Origin of the sequence: Paenibacillus sp. P2(2022) (assembly GCF_029522175.1) — a bacterium.
Taxonomy (GTDB): domain Bacteria; phylum Bacillota; class Bacilli; order Paenibacillales; family Paenibacillaceae; genus Paenibacillus; species Paenibacillus polymyxa.
In genome coordinates, this window is sequence record NZ_JAKWFI010000003.1 from 162,495 (window position 1) to 181,435 (window position 18,941).

An 18,941-nucleotide genomic window follows, 5' to 3' on the forward strand; every position below is an offset into this window, starting at 1 on the left:
AATGCCTTTTCAGATGTAACCGCATTGAATTATACTCTGATCAAAAATAAATACCAAGCCTCATATTCTGGCAAATTAGCGGGTTTTAAAGGCAGATTCAAGCTATTTATCACACTTTTGTGACGTTTTCTTTTTCACGCATCACTTTCACTGCGAATTTCGGCAACGCAAGCATTCTTTTGTAACGAGTGGGCTCTTTTAGAAGTCTATATAACCACTCGGCTCGTAGCTTTTGAAACAATTTAGGTGCGCGTTTTGTTTTGCCTGATATAACATCAAAACTACCGCCGACCCCCATCATCACCGGCACACCAAGTTTCTCCTTGTATTTACCAATCCAAGGTTCCTGCGTGTCCGCTCCACGTGCTACAAACAACAAATCAGGGTTCGCTTCACGAATAGCCGCAATCACTGCTTCGTCCTCGTTAGGACCAAAAAAACCATCGCGCTTGCCACAAACCGTAATTCCAGGATAAAGCTCATGTACCCGCTGAGCGGTCGCCTGAATCACTTCAGGCGTCGATCCAAGTAAGTAAACTTTCCAATGATAGTTTTCTCCAGCTGCGAGCAATTCATGTAACAAGTCAAAACCCGCCACCCTCTCGGGTACAGGATGCCCAACATAGTTTGCAGCCCAGACCACACCAGTTCCATCCGGAACAATCAACTCTGCCTGTTTCATCACATTCATATACACTGGATCTTCCAATGCAGCCATTACCATAATCGGATTGGCAGTGATCACTTGATGGGGGCGGCGAGACTTCACCGCCTGAATTAATACATTTAATGTATCTTTCATATTAAGCCTTGATACCTGAACACCGAAAATCGGGACGGTAGGCACACTCGTAACCTTATCAACTGTCACTGTATCCATCATCCTTTGCGACACAAGTAATTAACAATATGTTGTGCTGGTAAGCGAGCCTCACTTTTTAACAAAGCAATTGCTGCCCCCTGGCTCTCAATCCATTGACTGCGCTGATCCAGCAGTCGTATGGACTCATTAGCCAACTTTTGCCCATCCAGTGCATCTGTAGTACCTACAGGCTGGCTACCAACACGGCTGAGGAAATGATCAATTTTGGGATCGTAAGAAATCCCCAACGGGGGCACCTGATGGGACGCTGCATAAATTAAGCTGTGCAGCCTCATCCCGATCATCAAACTACATCTGCTGACTTCCAAAAGCATCTGTTGCGGATCGGTAACTTGTTCACACATGCTGACAAGGCTTCCCGTCCCCCTAATATCCCCCAACAAATCCATTACCATCCTTGAAGCCTGTACGTCGTCAGGTAAATGGAATGGCAAGAAACGCAAGTGAACACGGCGTTCCGCGGCTAATCTTTTTAAGCCATCTGCAATAGCCGTTAAATCGCGTTGTTCCTTATCCCAGTAGCGTACAGACACACCAACAACCGGGAGTTTATCCTCATCAGTCTCAGTTGCTGCATTATGTAGCTCGGAACCAGAGGGCAAAGGAAGCCCCATTACAGGGTCAGGAACAACATGAACAACCGGGCGTTTCAGTTTCATGGTACCCAGCAAAGCAGCAGATTGCTCATCTCTGACGGAAACATATTCACAGCGTTGAAACACAGATCGGATCATAGGATAAAATATCTTCCGCTGTACCGGGCCCATGCCCTGAGCGTATACAAACGTAGGCTTTCCAGCCCATTGAGCCAGTTTCAGAATCGCTAGATAATAAGGAATGCTTTTAGGGCTTGTAGCATCCTGGAGCAGACTCCCGCCGCCACTAATTAGCCCATCGCTGTTTTTAATCGCTCTCCGCACTTCTCCTAGGCTCATACGCGGAACAGCTTCTACTCCGTACATTTTCTGTGTCCAAGCAGGGTCAGAAGATAGAACAACAGGCTTGACCGTAAGCCCCGCCTGACGACTCTCCTCTTCTAAAGCAGTCAGAATCGACTTGAGCACCGCTTCATCCCCACTATTGCGAAACCCGTAATAACCCGAGATTATTATCGTTTTAGCTGTGGTGACCATTTCTTCCAACATCCTTCCAGCACTTGCCACACGACAATTGCGATGATTCCCAGCACCAGACCCAATCCCAATCCCAACAGCCCGCGACTAAGCGAGAGTGCAGCTGGAGAGTGAATGTGAGCGAAGGTATCCACCATCGAGGCTTGACCAATAGCAGCTATGATCAGCAAATAGATTGCTTTGCGATATTTCAAAGCCAAGAATATCCCTGCAATAAACAGTGGGTGAGCCATTAAAAATTCCTTATTACGCGGGCGTACACCAAACGCATTCTCAAGGAAATTACGGAAAACCAGTTCTGTGTTCGACACCGTACCTGCGTTTCCAGTACGAGTCAAATAGTAGTAGCCTGCCGCTGCGATAACAGCCAATGCGATAACCCACAATACAGTAATCGGCGTACGTAACAGTTTGGAGATTTCCTCCCGTATAGAAACGCCACGATAAAAGAAAATATAAATCGCAGCCAAGAAGATCGGCAGAATGTGAAGCAAGCTTACACCTCTAAATTGGTTTAACACCAGACTGTAGGCAATGCTGTTCAACAGTGCAATAACAAAAGGCACTGCAGCCAGCGACAAGATCGATGTCTGTACGTATAGTAAAAGCGTTTGACTCAAACGTTGACCTACAGAAAGTTCAGGCCCCTGTTCACGTTTAATTCTGATCGTACGCACTGCAATGATCATTGCAACCGTAGGTCCGCTAATCGCTGCGAGCAGCGCCAAACCTTGTTCCATTAAGCTGGAGTTCAAAACATAAAGCCCTGCAGAGCCTACCAAACCGAGTGCAAATGCAAGCAGAGTCAATGCCGGAACGAAATAGGACACCATTATGGAGAAGAAAGCTAGTGCACCCAGTACGACGATCATTTTGAGATAGCGCTGAATGGAGGAATCGACCACTTGGAACGGTTCAGCTTGTCCAAGTTCAAACCCTTTTTTCTCCATTCGTTGTACAGCGTTGCCCGGTTTGTCTAAGCTGTGAATCAGGTTGTCAACCGAGTCTTTCACCTTGGCCTCAGCAACACTACGACTAGGCGCGGTATTCAGATACAACATGCGAATATTCCGATCCTTGGTGGCCAGTGCAAAACGATCGGCCAACGTTTCCACATCGAGCGTTGCATCTTTATCACTTAGTGAGTATAGACGCACAACATTATAGTGGATATCGTAAGCAAGCTTATTGAAGCCTGCCTGCGGTTTTTTTAAGTTTTCGATAGCAGCTAGGCCAATATCGTATTTGTTCAGCAATTTAGCAAATGCCGCTAAGCTATGCTCTTTCTCATTATCAGTAAAGCCTTTGACTGAATCACCTTCAAACAAAATGCGTTTTACACCATTTTGCTGAAAGGAAGCCAGCATCTCTTCCGTCAACTCCTGGTTATAGGGAAGGCTGTCACTCATGCGTGGAACAATAAAAAATCCTTTGCTCCGAAGCTGCTTCATAGCAATCGGGTCAGGCTGCATAGGCTTGAGATACGCATCCTCGGGGGATGTTTCCACAACAAGCCCCTCCTGTCCCTGATAACTCCACGGCTTTACGTTGATGCCCAAACTTGTAAACGTACGTAAAATTAACGGCTTTAGTGCCTCAGCATTTTCTTTGTCAGCGAAAACAACGTACGTATAATTCTCATTTGCAGGTGAAAGACGTTTTTCTAGATCCGCAACATTCTGAGTCGTATATGTTACAATACGGCCCGCTTTACGGAAATCATCCAGCGTACTTTCATACATCGCCATGCTGTTCACACCAGCCTGTTGTAAGCGGTCAAGCTGCTCATTCAGATAGTCCTGCGGATGAGCCTGATACGAAGCCGCCTCCGTCAAATCCCGATAATCGAATACAATCTCTACTTTTTTACTTGAGGATTCTGTCTTTACACGATCGGCGATGACTGGAATGGAAGCCAGCAAGCCAACAGCGACCAGAATCCACAACCATTTTCGAGAAGTCGTATTCCAATACTGCCATTTCTGATACACCAAAGAACCTCCTTAATATTCGGGATTTTGCAAAATTCAATGCTGCCCACTTGCCATTCTGCCCTTTAGGTAGGTCACTCATTGAATTTTGCAAAATCCTCCGTTGCCGGAATAAGCCTATTTTTCCAAAGCCTCTTCCAGGTTATTCTGCAATACAGAGAAATGACCTCCACGGCGTACTGCCCTTTGCCGTGAGAGGTCACCGATTACTCATTTCATATCTAATTACCTTAACCTATTCTATTATAAAGGGAATTTTCTCAAGCGTCTACGCGAGCCATAACAGCATCGACCAGCTGACCGATTCTTTGCTCCGCGTCTGACAGCGAGGAACCACGTACTGCAAAATATACTTTGATTTTAGGCTCTGTGCCCGAAGGACGCAGGCAGAACCATGAACCGTCCTCCAATAAAAACTTGAGTACGTTTTCCTGCGGAAGTCCGTCCAGGCCTTGAGAGTAGTCCAGTACTTTGTCTACCTTCACACCTGCAATCTCTTGTGGTGCGTTGCTGCGCCAATCCGTCATTTTGCCCTGAATTTGCTCTACTCCATCCTTACCCTTGAGTGTACGAGACTCCAGCTTCTCAAGGAAGTAGCCAAACTGCTCGTACAGCTCTTGTAAAACATCATAGAGCGTCTTGCCTTGCGTGCTGTAATAAGCAGCAGCTTCAGCGATCAGCATGGCCGCCAAAACAGCATCCTTGTCACGAGCATAATTCCCTGCCAGATAGCCGTAGCTCTCTTCATAGCCAAACAGGTAGGTATACTCGCCAGTTTGGTCAAACTGGTTCATTTTCTCCCCAATATACTTGAAGCCAGTTAGCGTGTTAAACACTGTTGCTCCAAAATGCTCAGCAATGACTGCACCCATTTCGCTAGTAACGATGGTTTTGATGACCGCACCATTATTCGGAAGCTTGCCGGTTTCTTTCAGTTGATTCAGCAAGTAGTAAACCATAATGGCGCCGGACTGATTACCGGACAAGACCACATATTCGCCATCACGGTTTTTCACAACTGCCCCCATACGGTCAGCATCAGGGTCTGTTCCGATCAACAGATCTGCACCAATTTTCTCACCCAGCGCAATGGCCAGCTTGAACGCATCACGTTCTTCCGGATTAGGCGACTTAACGGTCGAAAATTCTGCATCTGGCTGCTCTTGTTCAGGCACAATATGCACCTGTTCAAAACCAATTTTTTCCAGCACACGACGAACAGGTATATTTCCAGTGCCATGAAGAGGTGTAAACACAACTTTGAAGTTTTTGCCCGGTCCAGCTGCAATCAGTTCTCGGTTCACACTCACACTGGCTACCGTATCTACAAACGCTTCATCTTCCTCTTCTCCAAGCCAAACCAACAATCCCTGCGCCTCTGCTTCTTCACGTGCCAGACTTTTGATGTCAGCAAAAGAAGGAACCTCACGAATATAGCCAATCACCTTTTCAGCCTGATCAGGAACAAGCTGACCACCTTCATTGTTGTATACCTTGTAACCATTATACTCGGGAGGATTGTGGCTCGCCGTTACAACGATTCCTCCACTGGCTCCCAAATGACGTACACTAAACGAAAGCTGTGGCGTTGGACGCAAGGAAGGGAACAACTTAGCTACGATACCATTGCCCGCCAACACCAAAGCTGCATCCAAAGCAAACTCTGGCGAAAAATGGCGCGAATCATGTGCAATGACAACTGAAGGTTTTCCTTCTTTGCCAGCATGCTGCTCTAAAATATAGCGAGCGAGCCCTTGAGTCGCACGTCCAATCACATAACGATTCATCCGGTTACTGCCTGCCCCGATCACTCCACGCAGACCGCCTGTACCGAATTCCAGTTCTTTGTAAAAACGATCCTCTAGTTCCTGGTCGTTGCCTTGCAATGCGCGCAACTCCTGTTTGGTTTCTTCATCAATATAAGGGTCTTGCAGCCAGCTCTCAATGCCTTCTAATGCTTTTTTACTCAACTGCGTCATACGGAATTTCCCCTCTCCATTTTTGGGTTGTCAAAACAGGATCTCTATGTACACATGCACTCGGTTCAGACGTCGCGCTTATGTCGGCAGGGCTTGTCTATTGGGGTGGGTCTGATAAAGCAAACATAATCTCGCCCTCAGCTACTACCGTGTCGCCCACTTTCGCCGTAGCTTTCCCTTTGCCAAAAGCGCCTTTGGAACGAGTAATTTCCACTTCAAGTGTCAGCGTATCCCCAGGGACTACCTGTCCACGGAAACGGAAACCGTCCAACCCTGCCAAAAAGCCGATTTTGCCGCGATTGCTCTCTAGGTGCAGTAATGCGACTGCTCCGACTTGAGCCAACGCTTCAGTGATCAACACACCAGGCATAACGGGATAACCCGGAAAATGTCCAATGAAATGAGGCTCAGTCATCGTTACATTTTTAATGCCTACTGCTCTCTTCCCTTCCTCCAATTCAATAATACGGTCCACCAACAAAAATGGCGGTCGATGCGGAATAATCTCCTGAATTTGATTAACATCCAATTGCAATTTGTCCATTTAGCTTAATAACTCCTCCCGCTTGCAGATTTCACTCTGTTCAGCCAGAGTTACTGCAAGCATAATATTACCCCGCTAACGCTGTATAAAAACAGCTCATCACGGCAACAATGTTAGATATCCTTCACCTACTGCAGAAGTGAAGGTTGAGATAAGGGGCTTTTTCCGCCGATTACGCAACCAGAGGCGAGAAGAAGCCCTTTTGCTCGTGCTTGGTTTTACCCCGCAGTGTTATAAACTCCCCATCATTATACATTCATCAGGTGCAAAAAGAAAATTATGCGGAAGTACCATATTTGTTGCTCCTATTATGGAGTGAAGCGAAGTTTCAATTGAGTCAAGGTGAGCAGGCTACGGGGGATGGATCATTCTTCCGATCGCTGTTATCCTCAGATTTTCCATATATAAAACCCGAAAGGGTTAAAATCCGAGGATAAAGGCGAACGCTATCGCTTCTTCAGAACGATTCCATCCCCTCCGCCAAGTTATTTTTGGCTCATAAAGAAAGCTCGCTTCAATAATACTCGCTTGTCGTGAAGGGCAGAGAAACAATCGGAGGGCTCTGCGAATGGCCTACATTGGCCGCAATCCATGCGTGCTACGCTGGCGGCTCTTGCCGTCGGCGACATAACAAAACCCTGCGCCACTGGCACAGGGTTTTGCTTTCTATACTCCCCACACAATTGCGGGTTGATTTACCTTTACAAAAGTGGACAATGGCGGGTAGCAGCGGAACGAAGGATTTGAATCTGGAGAAGCGTAAGTGTTCGCCTTTGCAACTGGATTTTTACATCTAAATAGCTTTAATAATATGAAAATTCCGTTGCAACAGCGATCGTAAGATCAAATCATTCGCGGAGCGGTCTTTTCCCACCACAGCCACTTTTTTAAGTAAACTAAGGCGCAAATATAAGATCAATGACATGCTGCCAGGTTTTCCATTCAAATACGCCTGCCAGCCCTTGCTTACCTACAATTACATATCCTGCAATTAGGCCGCCTAACAGCGAGAACAGAAGCAACAACGGAACTACGAAATAACGAACAGTACGCCAGCGGGATTTAGTCTTTTCAGGCATCGGACGGGAATCAGATTGTTCTTCCTTCATCACCAAATCCTTAAGCCCTCAAATTGTTAGCCAGGTTCATCATGGTATCGCTAGAGGTTAATGCCCGTGCCGCCATTTGATACATCCGCTGGACTTGCATCATATCCGTCATTTCGCCCGCTAAATCCACATTAGACTCCTCAAGATAACCGGAACGCACAGATACGTCCGTTGGAACAGCACCTGCCACCCCTGCTGCACCGAATACGTCGGCTTCTGTCACGCCATTTGCTAACACAAACAGGTTATCATCCCGCTGTTGCAATCCTTCTGGACGCTGTACATCCATTAGCTTAATTCGCTGACCAACTGTCGGAGCGCCAGTTCCATTAGCACGAATCAGCAATTCGCCATCAGAGTTAATAGCTACTTTGGAACCCGCTGGTGCAGTCACAGGAACATCGTTATTATCCAGCACAGAATAACCTTCGGCAGTGGTCAACATCATCGTCTCATTATCATTCGGATCAGGAATAAAATGAAAGCTGCCATCACGCGTCCAAGCTTTTTGCCCATTTCCTTGGATTTCAAACAAAGCATTCCCCTGGATCGCCAGATCGGTAGGAAGTCCCGTCTCCTTGAGCGGACCTTGCTCCATATTTTTCATAATTGCGGTCGTTTTGACTCCGTAGCCCAAATTATAGCCGAGCGGCATCGCCCGCCCATTTTGGAGATACGTCGAAGGTTGTTGCTGCACATTGGCCAATACATCTTCAAAGGAACCCTGTTTACTCTTATAACCAACCGTATTGACATTGGCGATATTATCGGCAATTAAATCCAAACGCTGCTGCACACTGGCCATAGACACCATTGCGCCAATCATGGAGTTGTTCATCACTTACCCCCTGTTATACACGGCCTACTTCGTTAACGGCCTTGTCCAAGCTTTTATCATAAAATTGAATAACCTTCTGATTCGCTTCATACGCTCTTAACGCAGCCATCATATCCACCATCGACTGAGCAGCATCTACATTAGATACTTCCAGATAGCCCTGGCGAACAGATACAGTATCGTTAGCGGTCATCATTCTAGCCGTAGCACCATCCGTATCATTCAGACGGAAATTACCGTTGCCCTCACGAACGAGCTGGTATGGCCGATCAATAACACTAATTCCAAGCGTCGTTCCGAGCAACTGGTTAGATTGGCTGTCCACCAATTGACCCCGTTCATTTACTTTAAGCGCTGAGACAGGCCCCGTCAATTGAATTGGGTTTCCATTCGTATCCAACACTGCTGAACCAGTCGACGAAAGCAATGCTCCCGTTCCATTTACTTGAAAATGTCCATCACGTGTATAGCGGACATTACCATTATTGTCCCGTACCGTAAAAAACGCTTCTGGACGATAGGTGACTTCACCGTTAGCATTGATGAATTTTCCCGCCTGATCAAAAGCCATAGGTCGACCAGTAGCCGGGTCATTCACATTAATATTGGACTGTATCGCAAAATCCGTAGTTTGTCCACTATCCTTCAACGCTCCCTGAATGTAAGGAGAGAGGCTTTCCTCAGCAAAAACGCCAGTATTAAGCTTGCCGACCGTACGGTCCGGGTTATCAGGGTTTCCCCCCGTCATGGAAATAAGCATTTCGGGGAATGAGCGCTGAACGCTATTCTCCTGTTTATATCCCGTGGTATTCATATTAGCAATATTTTGCGTCACAGTGTCATGACGTCGTTGTTGTGTCATCATTCCGGCGGCCGCAGTATATAAACCTCTCAACATGTATCGTGCACCCCAATCCTATACTCTGCTCATCAATTATATGCTCGCATGGAGGCACTAAAGCCAAAATGCTAGGCAACCTGCCTGACCGCACACGAGTCTCTTATAGTCACTATCGGCAGATTAGAACTTTTTCTTAACCACATGATCCAAATTATCCAGCATAATTCCTGTACCTTTAACGACACAATGCATCGGATCTTCGGCAACCAGCACTGGAACACGCAATTCTTCAGCAAGTAGCTCGTCCAAACCGCTAAGCAACGCACCACCGCCAGTCAAAATGACACCACGGTCAATAATATCGGCTGATAGCTCCGGTGGGGTCTGCTCCAGTACAAACTTAGCTGCAGCTACAATCGCTGACACGGGATCTCTCAGCGCGTCCTGCACTTCTTCCGCGGAAATACTTAACGTTTTGGGCAATCCGGATACCATATCCCGTCCACGGATGTCCATCTCAGCACGTCGTCCGCTCGGATGCACGGTTCCGATAGCAATCTTGATATCCTCAGCCGTACGTTCCCCGATGAGAAGCTTGTACTTCGTTTTCACATATTTCATGATGGCTGTATCAAATTTGTCCCCTGCCATTTTAATAGAAGAAGCTGTTACAACATCTCCCATAGAGAGGACTGCAACGTCTGTTGTTCCGCCACCAATATCTACGACCATGTTGCCGCTAGGCTCAAAGATATCCATTCCGGCCCCGATGGCAGCCGCTTTTGGCTCTTCCTCCAAAAATACTTCTTTCGCCCCGCTACGCTCCGCCGCTTCACGAATCGCTTTTTGCTCCACTGAGGTAATGTTCGTCGGCGCACAAATCAAAATACGAGGGTGGCTGTACCAGCTTTTACCCCCTACCCGATTAATAAAATATTTTAACATCGCTTCCGTTACTTCAAAATCGGCGATGACACCATCACGCAATGGACGGATGGCTATGATATTACCAGGAGTACGTCCTACCATACGGCGCGCTTCTTCTCCGACAGCCAGAACTCTTTTTGTATCGCTTTCTATCGCAACAACGGAAGGTTCGTCAAGAACAACCCCCTTACCTTTGACGTGGATAAGCACGTTGGCCGTACCGAGGTCAATACCAATATCATTACTGAACATATTAAAAAGGCCCCCAAAGTGATATTTTAAAAAGCTAAGATTCGACAAGAAGCGGCAAATATATGTATAAACCTACGGTTACATGTCATTTTTCGTCTTGTACCATCTTTTAACATATCATACTTCAGGGGGTTGATTCAATGGCTTTGCCAGCCAATTCACTATATATTTTTAGGACTTGCCAGAAACAAGAATTCCCCTTCTTTTCCCACTCGTTTTTTTGTATTTAATTTTCGTCGCTTCACCCCCCCGCAGATGGCGGATGGATTTATGGTATTCGAGAATGTGCTTCACCTGATCGGCAAGATCCGGGTTAATTTCAGGCAGCCGTTCGGTCAGATCTTTATGCACCGTGCTCTTGGAGACACCAAATTCCTTGGCAATCGTACGGACCGTATTCCTTGTTTCCACGATACAGCGACCGATTTTGATGGTCCGTTCCTTGATGTAATCGTGCACGCTCCCGCCTCCCTACTGTGGATAGTTTGGTACATTATATGAGGAGCGTGCCTATATATTCGCGGTTTGGTGGTAAGACATGCTTCGGAAGGCCTATTTATTTGGCAAAAGTAGCTTATGTTTACCTTATGCGCTAAAACTACACAAGAAAAAAGCAGGGAATATGAATTCCCCGCTTTGCATGCAAAGCTATGACCCATTTATTTTTTAGGAAGCAGACCTGTTGGATTCACCGGCTTGTCATCCTGGTACACTTCAAAATGCAGATGTGTTTTCAAATCCTTTTCGAGCTCATTGCGACCTGCTGAAGCAATCACATCATTTTGTTTCACTTGATCGCCTTCTTTTACTTTCAGATCGCTCAAGCTTTGGTACACTGTTTTGAGATTATTATCATGCGTGATTTCTACGACGTTACCTACCAGCGGATGTTGTTCCACACGGGATACTTTCCCACTCAGTGCAGCTCTCACTTCAAACGCCTGATCGTCGGACCGAGAAAGGTCAATCCCGGTGTTAGCGGTAAATGTTTTATCGTACTCTACCATAGCTGCCGCTTGCTCATCAGCCGTCGCGTTTTCGTCAAAGAAAGGCTTAACGACCTGCACTGCGCTAGCATCTGCCACCGGCCATGCGATATTTTCCGACTGAGCAACAACCTCCACACTTTCTGGTTGTTGTTCGTTAACATCGGTACTCACTGCGCTTGTGCTTTGTACCGATGGACTAGCTGGGTCAGGTTTGAAAGACTTATGGCTAGCATCCTGATAGACCCACACTAAGGTTAGTATAATGGCTGCTGCGGCAATGTAGGCTGCCGGGTATGCCCACCTTTTGGACAACAGCTTTTTCCACGAAGACGGCCGTGAAGCTCTTCCACCCTGAAAGGTTTTGGGTGTATCTTCATGATTTTGGTTCTGGTTTTTATTTTGTTCACTCATTTGCTCATCACCTCAGTAACCAGTGTTACCGGGCGCAACTCTTTTATACTTCAAAGTTACGAAAAATTTACTAACTTAGAATACGAGAGGCATTCGCAAAAGAAATGCCAGTATAATAGTGAAGAAGAATCTGAGTGGCCGTATGGCCTTCCTTGGCCATTCCGTTGGCTCCCCACTGACTCATACCGACGCCATGGCCATAACCGTAGGTCGTTATAGCAATCCGATCCCCTTCGGTCTTCCACGTAAATTCAGCCGATCGTAGCCCTAGTTTGTTACGAATCTCCGGTCCCGTAAAGACCGAACCTCCCACCTCAATCTTTTTGATGCGATGCCCTTCTGTTTTGGAGAGTATACGAATCTCTGGCATACTCCCCCCTCCAGTAGAAGCAGTGACCGCAGCACGACTCAATCCTAATCTATCGAACACGCTCTGACGACTCAGTGTAACGGTTTCTGTAAAACGAGGAGCCAACTGCTTGTCCCATGGACTGGACACACTTCGTAAATAGGGCACGGCCTTCGCCCATACATCCTCTGAATTTTCGGTATAGCCGTTGCTGGTAGAAAAAAAAGAAGCTGTAATGGGTTTGCCATCATATACCATGATTGTATCCTTGGTGTCGCGTACAGCCTGACGAATTTTAGTCAGATCTGCGGATTTGCCAGAATGCTCCCATTCTCTAGTAAGTTTAGCTTTGGAGATGTAAGCCTGGTGTTTAACGGTATCTGTCACATCTGCGCCCGCCGGGGCACCACTGGTATCATCAGCCAACAAACGCCGGGTAATGAAGGTACGCGCGGCAATGGCCTGTGCTTTCAATGCCTCTTCCTCAAAGCTGGGCGGCATTTCAGCTGCTACTACGCCGACAATGTATTGCTCCAAAGGCAGTGTCTCCGTCCGGCCAGTAGACGTGACGTACACCCGCACGTCCGGCTCTGCCGCAGCCGGCACGCTGCGCGCTGGAGCAGCCGGTACGGCTGGCATCGGCGGGACACCCGGCAGGCGCGTAACGGGCGCCTCGCTCTTTGCCGCCGTATTAGGCTGCGCGGGTGCGGCTGTGCGGCTCCCAGACGGCAAAGGCTGCACTGCCTGACGTGGCCATGCCATTAGTGCGGGCACCGCCATGGCAAGCACCAGCACCCCTGCCATGGCGGCAAAGGGCAGCCATGGGCGGCGGCTCCCCCAACGCGGGGCTCGCCCGGCTACAGGCCGCAGATGCGGCTGCGGTCCCTGCCGCCTGCTTGCGTCGTATGTGTTACCGGGAGCTGTTCCAGTGTCAGGAAGCATCGCACCGACAGTGTGTATAGTGGAAGTCAACGCTGTGGTACGCCGATGGGTCTTGGCGATAGGCGGCAATGCGCCTGTTGTGCCTGGTTGCTGCTGCATAAGCTTATTTTTCTGCAACGAAGTTGCTATAGAGCCAGAGCTTTCCTTCGCAAGTGAGGCCTGGCGATGTTCCTTAGGATGATGTATTGGTATACGGATGCGAACCTGTGAATCTTTCATAAGCTGAAACCTCCATCAAAGGGTTAAGTGTCCGGCTAAAGTACACATATACTCCAGCAGATATTCTCAATCATATGAGGTCGTCCACTTTGATAGAACCGTTTTGAGAGAACTGAAAGAATGAAAAAGACAGGCAGCAAAAACACAAAAAAACCAAGTCCTTTCGGACTTGGTTCTAATGGTTCAAGTTAATACCTATGCCAATACGTTAAAGGTTAGGCGAGGGAAGGTTGAATCTTCTTGAACAGATTCCCTGACGTTTCTTCTGCCACAACGCGCTCTGTGCTGGCCGAATGATCCAGTTTGGATTCATCTACAGTCACTCTGTAAATATCCGCTCCCAATCCAGTCAGTTTCTCAGCCAAATGAACGTAACCACGATCGATGTGATGAACGCCAGATACCTCCGTTGTACCTTCCGCAATAAGTCCGGTCAGAATTAACGCAGCTCCTGCACGCAAATCTGTCGAGGTTACTTTCGCACCCGTCAGCTTAGCATTGCCAGTTACAATCGCCGAACGACCTTCGACCTTAATTTCCGCATTCATGAGATGAAATTCATCCACATGCATAAAACGATTTTCAAACACAGTTTCCGTAATGATGCTCGTTCCTTCAGCGGCAAGTTGAAGTGCCATCATTTGAGACTGCATATCGGTCGGAAACCCAGGATAAGGCAGCGTTTTAACATCAACGGCCTTTAGCGGCTTATCCGCAATGACACGAATACCATTTTCATCGGGTTGAATCGTTACACCCATTTCTTCCATCTTGGATATAACCGGTCCCAAATGATCGGATATCGCGCCTTCTACATATACGTTCCCGCCTGTGATCGCAGCAGCAACCATATAAGTACCTGCTTCTACCCGGTCGGGAATGACCGTATGTTTTACACCATGCAGCTTCTCGACGCCTTCTATACGAATTACGCCTGTGCCTGCACCGCGTACTTTGGCTCCCATGCCATTCAGGAAGTTGGCGAGATCAACGATCTCAGGTTCCTTAGCAGCATTCTCAATGGTAGTTACGCCCTCAGCAAGAGTAGCGGCCATCATAATATTCTCGGTTGCTCCTACGCTGGCTACATCCAAATAAACTTTAGCTCCGCGCAGACGACCGTTACTTTTAGCTTCAATAAAGCCCTGGCCCAAGCTTATCTCGGCGCCCAACGCTTCGAACCCCTTCAAATGCTGATCAATAGGTCTTGTTCCAATTGCGCATCCGCCTGGAAGCGAGATTCTTGTACGTCCCAAACGTGTAAGCAATGGCCCCATAACCAAAAATGATGCGCGCATTTTCCTAACCCACTCGTAAGGGGCTTCACAGGAAATTATCTTCCGCGCGTCAACACGAATGACCTCGTCTTGGTATGTAACGCCTGCTCCTAAGGACTCCAGCACTTTGTTAATGGTCATCACATCGTCTAGAGGAGGTGCATCCATAATAACACTTTCTCCTTCTTCTCCTAACAGAGAAGCGGCGATGATCGGCAGAACTGAGTTTTTGGCTCCGCTGACTTTGACACTCCCGGTCAATCTGTTGCCACCGCGGACGATAAATTTGCTCATCTATGGTTCCCTCCGCGCGTCATTTCTCTTTTCCATTTTTGAAAAAAAGAACATATTCCGCTATTTTCATGCCTTGCTTTTTCATTACATAAAAAAACAAGATTTTACTAATACCCTAACTGCCATCATACCACTGATTAAAACAAGTATACAAGCGTTTTTTTGTACTTGACGACCATTGACGACCATTGCGTTCTAACTGATTGAGCCAGTTATACATGTATGGTTCTTTTGTTTACCATTGTTAACAATATGGCACGATGTTATTCGACAATTCCTGCAACATCCACAGTCATAAAATCATATAACCCGCCTACTTCATGTTAAAACAAATTCTAGAGCATCTGGCTCCAAGAGATGTAGTTCAACAAGAAACCAGAAACCAACTGTCCCAAAATTATAGCAAGAAACAAGTGCAGCAATCTGCCCTGCGGTCCTTTGGGTTGCCGGATTAACAAATCCAGCTTTAAGCTTTGCAAAGCCCACCAAGCTAACGCTATACAGACGAGCGATACGATCATGGAGATCAGCGCGGTCATACTCGCCGATTGACTTAACTGTTCAGCCAACTGCTGCTTCCCGTTCATCCGTAATTCCTCCCATCTGCGTCACAGACTTCTTTATAATACTCGGCGAGCGCCTAATATGCCAGTGCTATTTCTGTTTCCAGTACATTTATTTCGACAAAATGTGAATAATCACTTCTGTTTCGCGAATTTAAAAGGTACTAAATACCTAGCCATCAAACAAGAAATAGGACTATATTTTTGGAAAAGACAGCTAAAAAAGGGCTCGATCACAGTGATCGAAGGAAGCAAAGGCGTCACTTACCTTCTGCAGGCATTCTTGGGCAGAAGTTATGAAGTGGTCTCTTTGTCATTCCATCCGTATACTATGCCGAACCCTTTTAAAATTCCACTCAAAATCCAATATTAATTCTTATTGGTTCTGATACTTGTAGCATTCAATCGGTTAAGCGCCCGTTGCAGAGCGACTTCTGCCCGATGATGATCTATCTGTTCCTGCTTGCTCTGGAGCCGCAGTTCTGCCCGCTCCCTTGCCGCACGGGCACGCTCCACATCAATATCTTCGGAACGTTCCGCACTCTCAGCCAAAATGACCACTTTATCTTTGCGGACTTCAACAAAGCCCCCATTGACCGCGATCACTTCAGTTTGACCACCGATTTTAATACGTATCGGTGCAATCTTCAAGGGAGTGACCAAGGGAAGGTGTCCTGGTAAAATCCCAAGATCGCCTTCCGAGCCGCGAACACTGATGCTGTTTACCTGTTCCGTATAGACCAGGCGCTCCGGCGTCACAATCTCTAGTAAATACGTGCTCACTTGAATCCCTCCTGGAAGCTGTCCACAGACAGCTCACTTCGTAAGGCTCGGCTATTCTCTGCCTGTATGTTTACAACGTTTTAGCTTTTTCAACCGCTTCTTCGATGGCTCCTACAAAAAGGAAGGCCGCTTCTGGAAGGTGGTCATACTTGCCCTCCAAAATTTCTTTGAAGCTTCGTACAGTTTCTTTAACCGGCACATATTTACCCGGGAAGCCGTTAAATGCTTCGGCAACATGGAAAGGTTGTGAAAGGAAACGCTGGATTTTACGGGCACGTGCTACCAGCATTTTATCTTCTTCACTCAACTCGTCCATACCCAGGATCGCAATAATATCCTGAAGCTCATTGTAGCGGGCCAAAATTTGTTTTACCCCTTGCGCTACATTATAATGCTCTTCACCCACAACGTCTGGAGCCAAAATACGGGAGCTTGATGCGAGTGGATCAACCGCTGGGTAAATACCCATTTCGGAAATTTTACGTTCCAGGTTCGTTGTAGCATCCAAATGGGCAAACGTAGTAGCAGGAGCCGGGTCAGTGTAGTCATCCGCAGGCACGTAGATTGCCTGAATGGAAGTAACCGAACCTTTTTTAGTAGAAGTAATCCGTTCTTGCAATTGACCCATCTCAGTTGCCAGCGTAGGCTGGTAACCTACTGCGGAAGGCATACGTCCCAACAGGGCAGAAACCTCAGAACCTGCTTGGGTAAAGCGGAAAATGTTATCAATAAAGAGCAACACGTCACGGCCTTCTTGATCACGGAAATACTCAGCCATCGTCAGACCTGTGAGGGCAACACGCAAACGCGCACCCGGAGGCTCGTTCATTTGTCCAAACACCATCGCTGTTTTGTTGATAACGCCGGAATCTCTCATTTCATGGTACAAGTCATTTCCTTCACGTGTACGTTCACCTACACCTGCGAATACAGAAATACCACCATGCTCCTGAGCGATATTGTTAATCAATTCTTGAATGGTTACGGTTTTACCTACACCAGCACCACCAAACAATCCGACTTTACCACCTTTGGCATAAGGAGCCAGCAAGTCGATAACCTTAATACCAGTTTCGAGCATCTCTGCTTGAGTTGTCAATTCTTCGAAAGAAGGCGCTTGACGGTGAATCGGATTTCTAGCCGTTTCACTCATATCAGCACCATTATCAATTGGCGTTCCAAGCACGTTAAATACACGTCCAAGAGTAGCTTCGCCGACAGGTACCGAGATAGGCGCTCCCAGATCTATTGCTTCAGCTCCACGAACCAAACCATCTGTGGAAGACATGGCAATACAACGCACACGGTTGTCACCTAGATGTTTTGAAGCTTCGAGCGTCAGATCAATTTTGACTCCGCTCTCCAGCACAGTCCCAATATGAATGGCATTCAGAATTTCCGGAAGCTGCCCACGTTCAAACTCAACGTCGACAACCGGACCCATGATGCTCACTACGCGTCCTTTGTTCATCTTTTGGTTTCCCTCCTACAAGCTTGCACAGCCGCAAATCCGAACCATTCTGATTTGTTTTGCGCCCGCAATTTATCATAATAGTGTAGACCCTGTTATAAAACAGTCGCAAGAAGTCGCATTAAGACTGAGCGTTAGCCCCTGCGACAATTTCCGTAATTTCCTGGGTAATAGCCGCTTGACGAGCACGGTTATAGGTTAAGGAAAGCTCTCCAATCAACTTGGTAGCATTCTTCGTAGCTGATCCCATTGCCGTCATCTTCGCTCCCAGCTCACTTGCTTTACCATCCAGCAAAGCGCCGTAAATGAGCGTTTCCGCGTAACGCGGTAGCAATACTTCAAGCACACCTTCTGGTGAAGGTTCATACTCATAGTTAATTGAGGATGAAGTCGTAGCAGAATCCGGTGTTGCCATCGGTAACAAACGATCAACTGTTGGAATTTGAGTCAATGCGTTGACAAAGCGGTTATAGCATAGATAAAGCTCATCAAATTCTTTAAGTTCAAAGCCTTGTACTGCCTTGCTAGCAATCGTTTTGATATCTGCAAATGCAGGTGTATCTGACAGATCTGTTACCGATTCAGCGATAGGAAATTCACGACGTCTGAAATAATCCCGTCCTTTTCGCCCAATGATGAAAATCATAAATTCATCCTGTGAACGGTGACGTTCAGCAATCGTCTGCGTAACCTGTCGCAAAATATTGGCGTTATAACCACCAGCCAGACCACGATCAGATGTAATGATGAGATAAGCCGTCTTTTTAACTGGACGCGTCTCTAGCATTGGATGCTTGATGTTATTCGCTCCAGAAGCAATGCTACTCACAACTTCTTTAAGCTTTTCCGAGTAAGGACGAGCCGATTCCGCTTTTTCCTGAGCTTTTCTCAGCTTGGATGCAGCGACCATTTCCATTGCTTTCGTGATCTGCTTCGTACTCTGCACACTTTTAATCTGACGTTTAATCTCGCGCATACCTTTTGCCATGATTTCACCACCTTCAAGCTTTGACAAAGCCAAAGCTAACTTCGTAAGATTCAAATCCAGCCGGACATATGTTAAAGGGCCTGTTAGTGAGGGTAAAACATGCCAAGGAAGCCACAACCCAGAGGGTACGCTTCCTTAGGACATCTTTCATCATAAAC

The 18,941-nt window shown here is 47.0% G+C and carries 17 protein-coding genes; all 17 read right to left on the minus strand.

Annotation, left to right across the window (positions count from 1 at the left end; translation table 11 throughout):
- Window positions 1-109: 109 nt before the first annotated feature.
- The 17 genes from MMB75_RS12445 to atpG all read right to left on the minus strand — a co-directional run bounded on the left by MMB75_RS12445 (window position 110) and on the right by atpG (window position 18,783).
- Window positions 110-871 (minus strand): WecB/TagA/CpsF family glycosyltransferase, encoded by a 762-nt coding sequence (locus MMB75_RS12445; RefSeq protein WP_025366004.1) that lies wholly within the window; start codon window positions 869-871, stop codon window positions 110-112.
- Between the two features lie 8 nt (window positions 872-879).
- Entirely contained in the window at window positions 880-2,016 is a 1,137-nt protein-coding gene (csaB, locus tag MMB75_RS12450; protein ID WP_044786148.1) for a polysaccharide pyruvyl transferase CsaB, read from the minus strand.
- Window positions 1,992-4,007, minus strand: coding sequence for a DUF5693 family protein (locus MMB75_RS12455; protein ID WP_045244653.1), 2,016 nt, complete (start codon window positions 4,005-4,007; stop codon window positions 1,992-1,994). Before MMB75_RS12455 ends, csaB begins: the two co-directional genes overlap by 25 nt.
- Before the next feature lie 260 nt (window positions 4,008-4,267).
- Complete coding sequence (locus tag MMB75_RS12460) at window positions 4,268-5,986, minus strand: phospho-sugar mutase (protein WP_045244654.1); 1,719 nt, start codon at window positions 5,984-5,986, stop codon at window positions 4,268-4,270.
- Between the two features lie 97 nt (window positions 5,987-6,083).
- Window positions 6,084-6,530 carry a 3-hydroxyacyl-ACP dehydratase FabZ gene (gene fabZ / locus MMB75_RS12465; RefSeq protein WP_013373420.1) on the minus strand — a complete coding sequence of 149 codons (447 nt, stop codon included), beginning with the start codon at window positions 6,528-6,530 and terminating at the stop codon, window positions 6,084-6,086.
- 896 nt (window positions 6,531-7,426) lie between these two features.
- Window positions 7,427-7,639, minus strand: coding sequence for a DNA-directed RNA polymerase subunit beta (locus MMB75_RS12470; protein WP_029514471.1), 213 nt, complete (start codon window positions 7,637-7,639; stop codon window positions 7,427-7,429).
- A gap of 10 nt (window positions 7,640-7,649) precedes the next feature.
- The gene (locus MMB75_RS12475; RefSeq protein WP_016822895.1) at window positions 7,650-8,477 is read right to left on the minus strand and encodes a flagellar hook-basal body protein; all 828 of its coding nucleotides are present in this window, start codon (window positions 8,475-8,477) and stop codon (window positions 7,650-7,652) included.
- Between the two features lie 13 nt (window positions 8,478-8,490).
- Entirely contained in the window at window positions 8,491-9,375 is an 885-nt protein-coding gene (locus MMB75_RS12480) for a flagellar hook-basal body protein (RefSeq protein ID WP_016822894.1), read from the minus strand.
- A 123-nt stretch (window positions 9,376-9,498) separates the two neighbouring features.
- Entirely contained in the window at window positions 9,499-10,497 is a 999-nt protein-coding gene (mreB, locus tag MMB75_RS12485) for a rod shape-determining protein (RefSeq protein WP_016324820.1), read from the minus strand.
- A 171-nt stretch (window positions 10,498-10,668) separates the two neighbouring features.
- On the minus strand, window positions 10,669-10,956 hold the full coding sequence (gene spoIIID, locus MMB75_RS12490) for a sporulation transcriptional regulator SpoIIID (protein WP_013373425.1): 288 nt from the start codon (window positions 10,954-10,956) through the stop codon (window positions 10,669-10,671).
- Window positions 10,957-11,156: 200 nt separating this feature from the next.
- A complete protein-coding gene (gene spoIIQ / locus MMB75_RS12495; RefSeq protein WP_016822893.1) occupies window positions 11,157-11,897 on the minus strand; it encodes a stage II sporulation protein SpoIIQ in 741 nt (246 codons plus the stop codon).
- 70 nt (window positions 11,898-11,967) lie between these two features.
- On the minus strand, window positions 11,968-13,407 hold the full coding sequence (gene spoIID, locus MMB75_RS12500) for a stage II sporulation protein D (RefSeq protein WP_277507896.1): 1,440 nt from the start codon (window positions 13,405-13,407) through the stop codon (window positions 11,968-11,970).
- Between the two features lie 215 nt (window positions 13,408-13,622).
- Window positions 13,623-14,978 carry a UDP-N-acetylglucosamine 1-carboxyvinyltransferase gene (gene murA, locus MMB75_RS12505; protein WP_017427134.1) on the minus strand — a complete coding sequence of 452 codons (1,356 nt, stop codon included), beginning with the start codon at window positions 14,976-14,978 and terminating at the stop codon, window positions 13,623-13,625.
- A gap of 335 nt (window positions 14,979-15,313) precedes the next feature.
- Window positions 15,314-15,565 carry a DUF1146 family protein gene (locus tag MMB75_RS12510; protein ID WP_016822891.1) on the minus strand — a complete coding sequence of 84 codons (252 nt, stop codon included), beginning with the start codon at window positions 15,563-15,565 and terminating at the stop codon, window positions 15,314-15,316.
- Window positions 15,566-15,910: 345 nt separating this feature from the next.
- Window positions 15,911-16,324, minus strand: coding sequence for a F0F1 ATP synthase subunit epsilon (locus MMB75_RS12515; protein ID WP_016822889.1), 414 nt, complete (start codon window positions 16,322-16,324; stop codon window positions 15,911-15,913).
- Window positions 16,325-16,394: 70 nt separating this feature from the next.
- The gene (gene atpD, locus MMB75_RS12520; protein WP_016822888.1) at window positions 16,395-17,795 is read right to left on the minus strand and encodes a F0F1 ATP synthase subunit beta; all 1,401 of its coding nucleotides are present in this window, start codon (window positions 17,793-17,795) and stop codon (window positions 16,395-16,397) included.
- A 121-nt stretch (window positions 17,796-17,916) separates the two neighbouring features.
- Window positions 17,917-18,783: an ATP synthase F1 subunit gamma gene (gene atpG / locus MMB75_RS12525; protein WP_025366011.1), complete on the minus strand. Its 867-nt coding sequence runs from the start codon at window positions 18,781-18,783 to the stop codon at window positions 17,917-17,919.
- Window positions 18,784-18,941 lie beyond the last annotated feature (158 nt).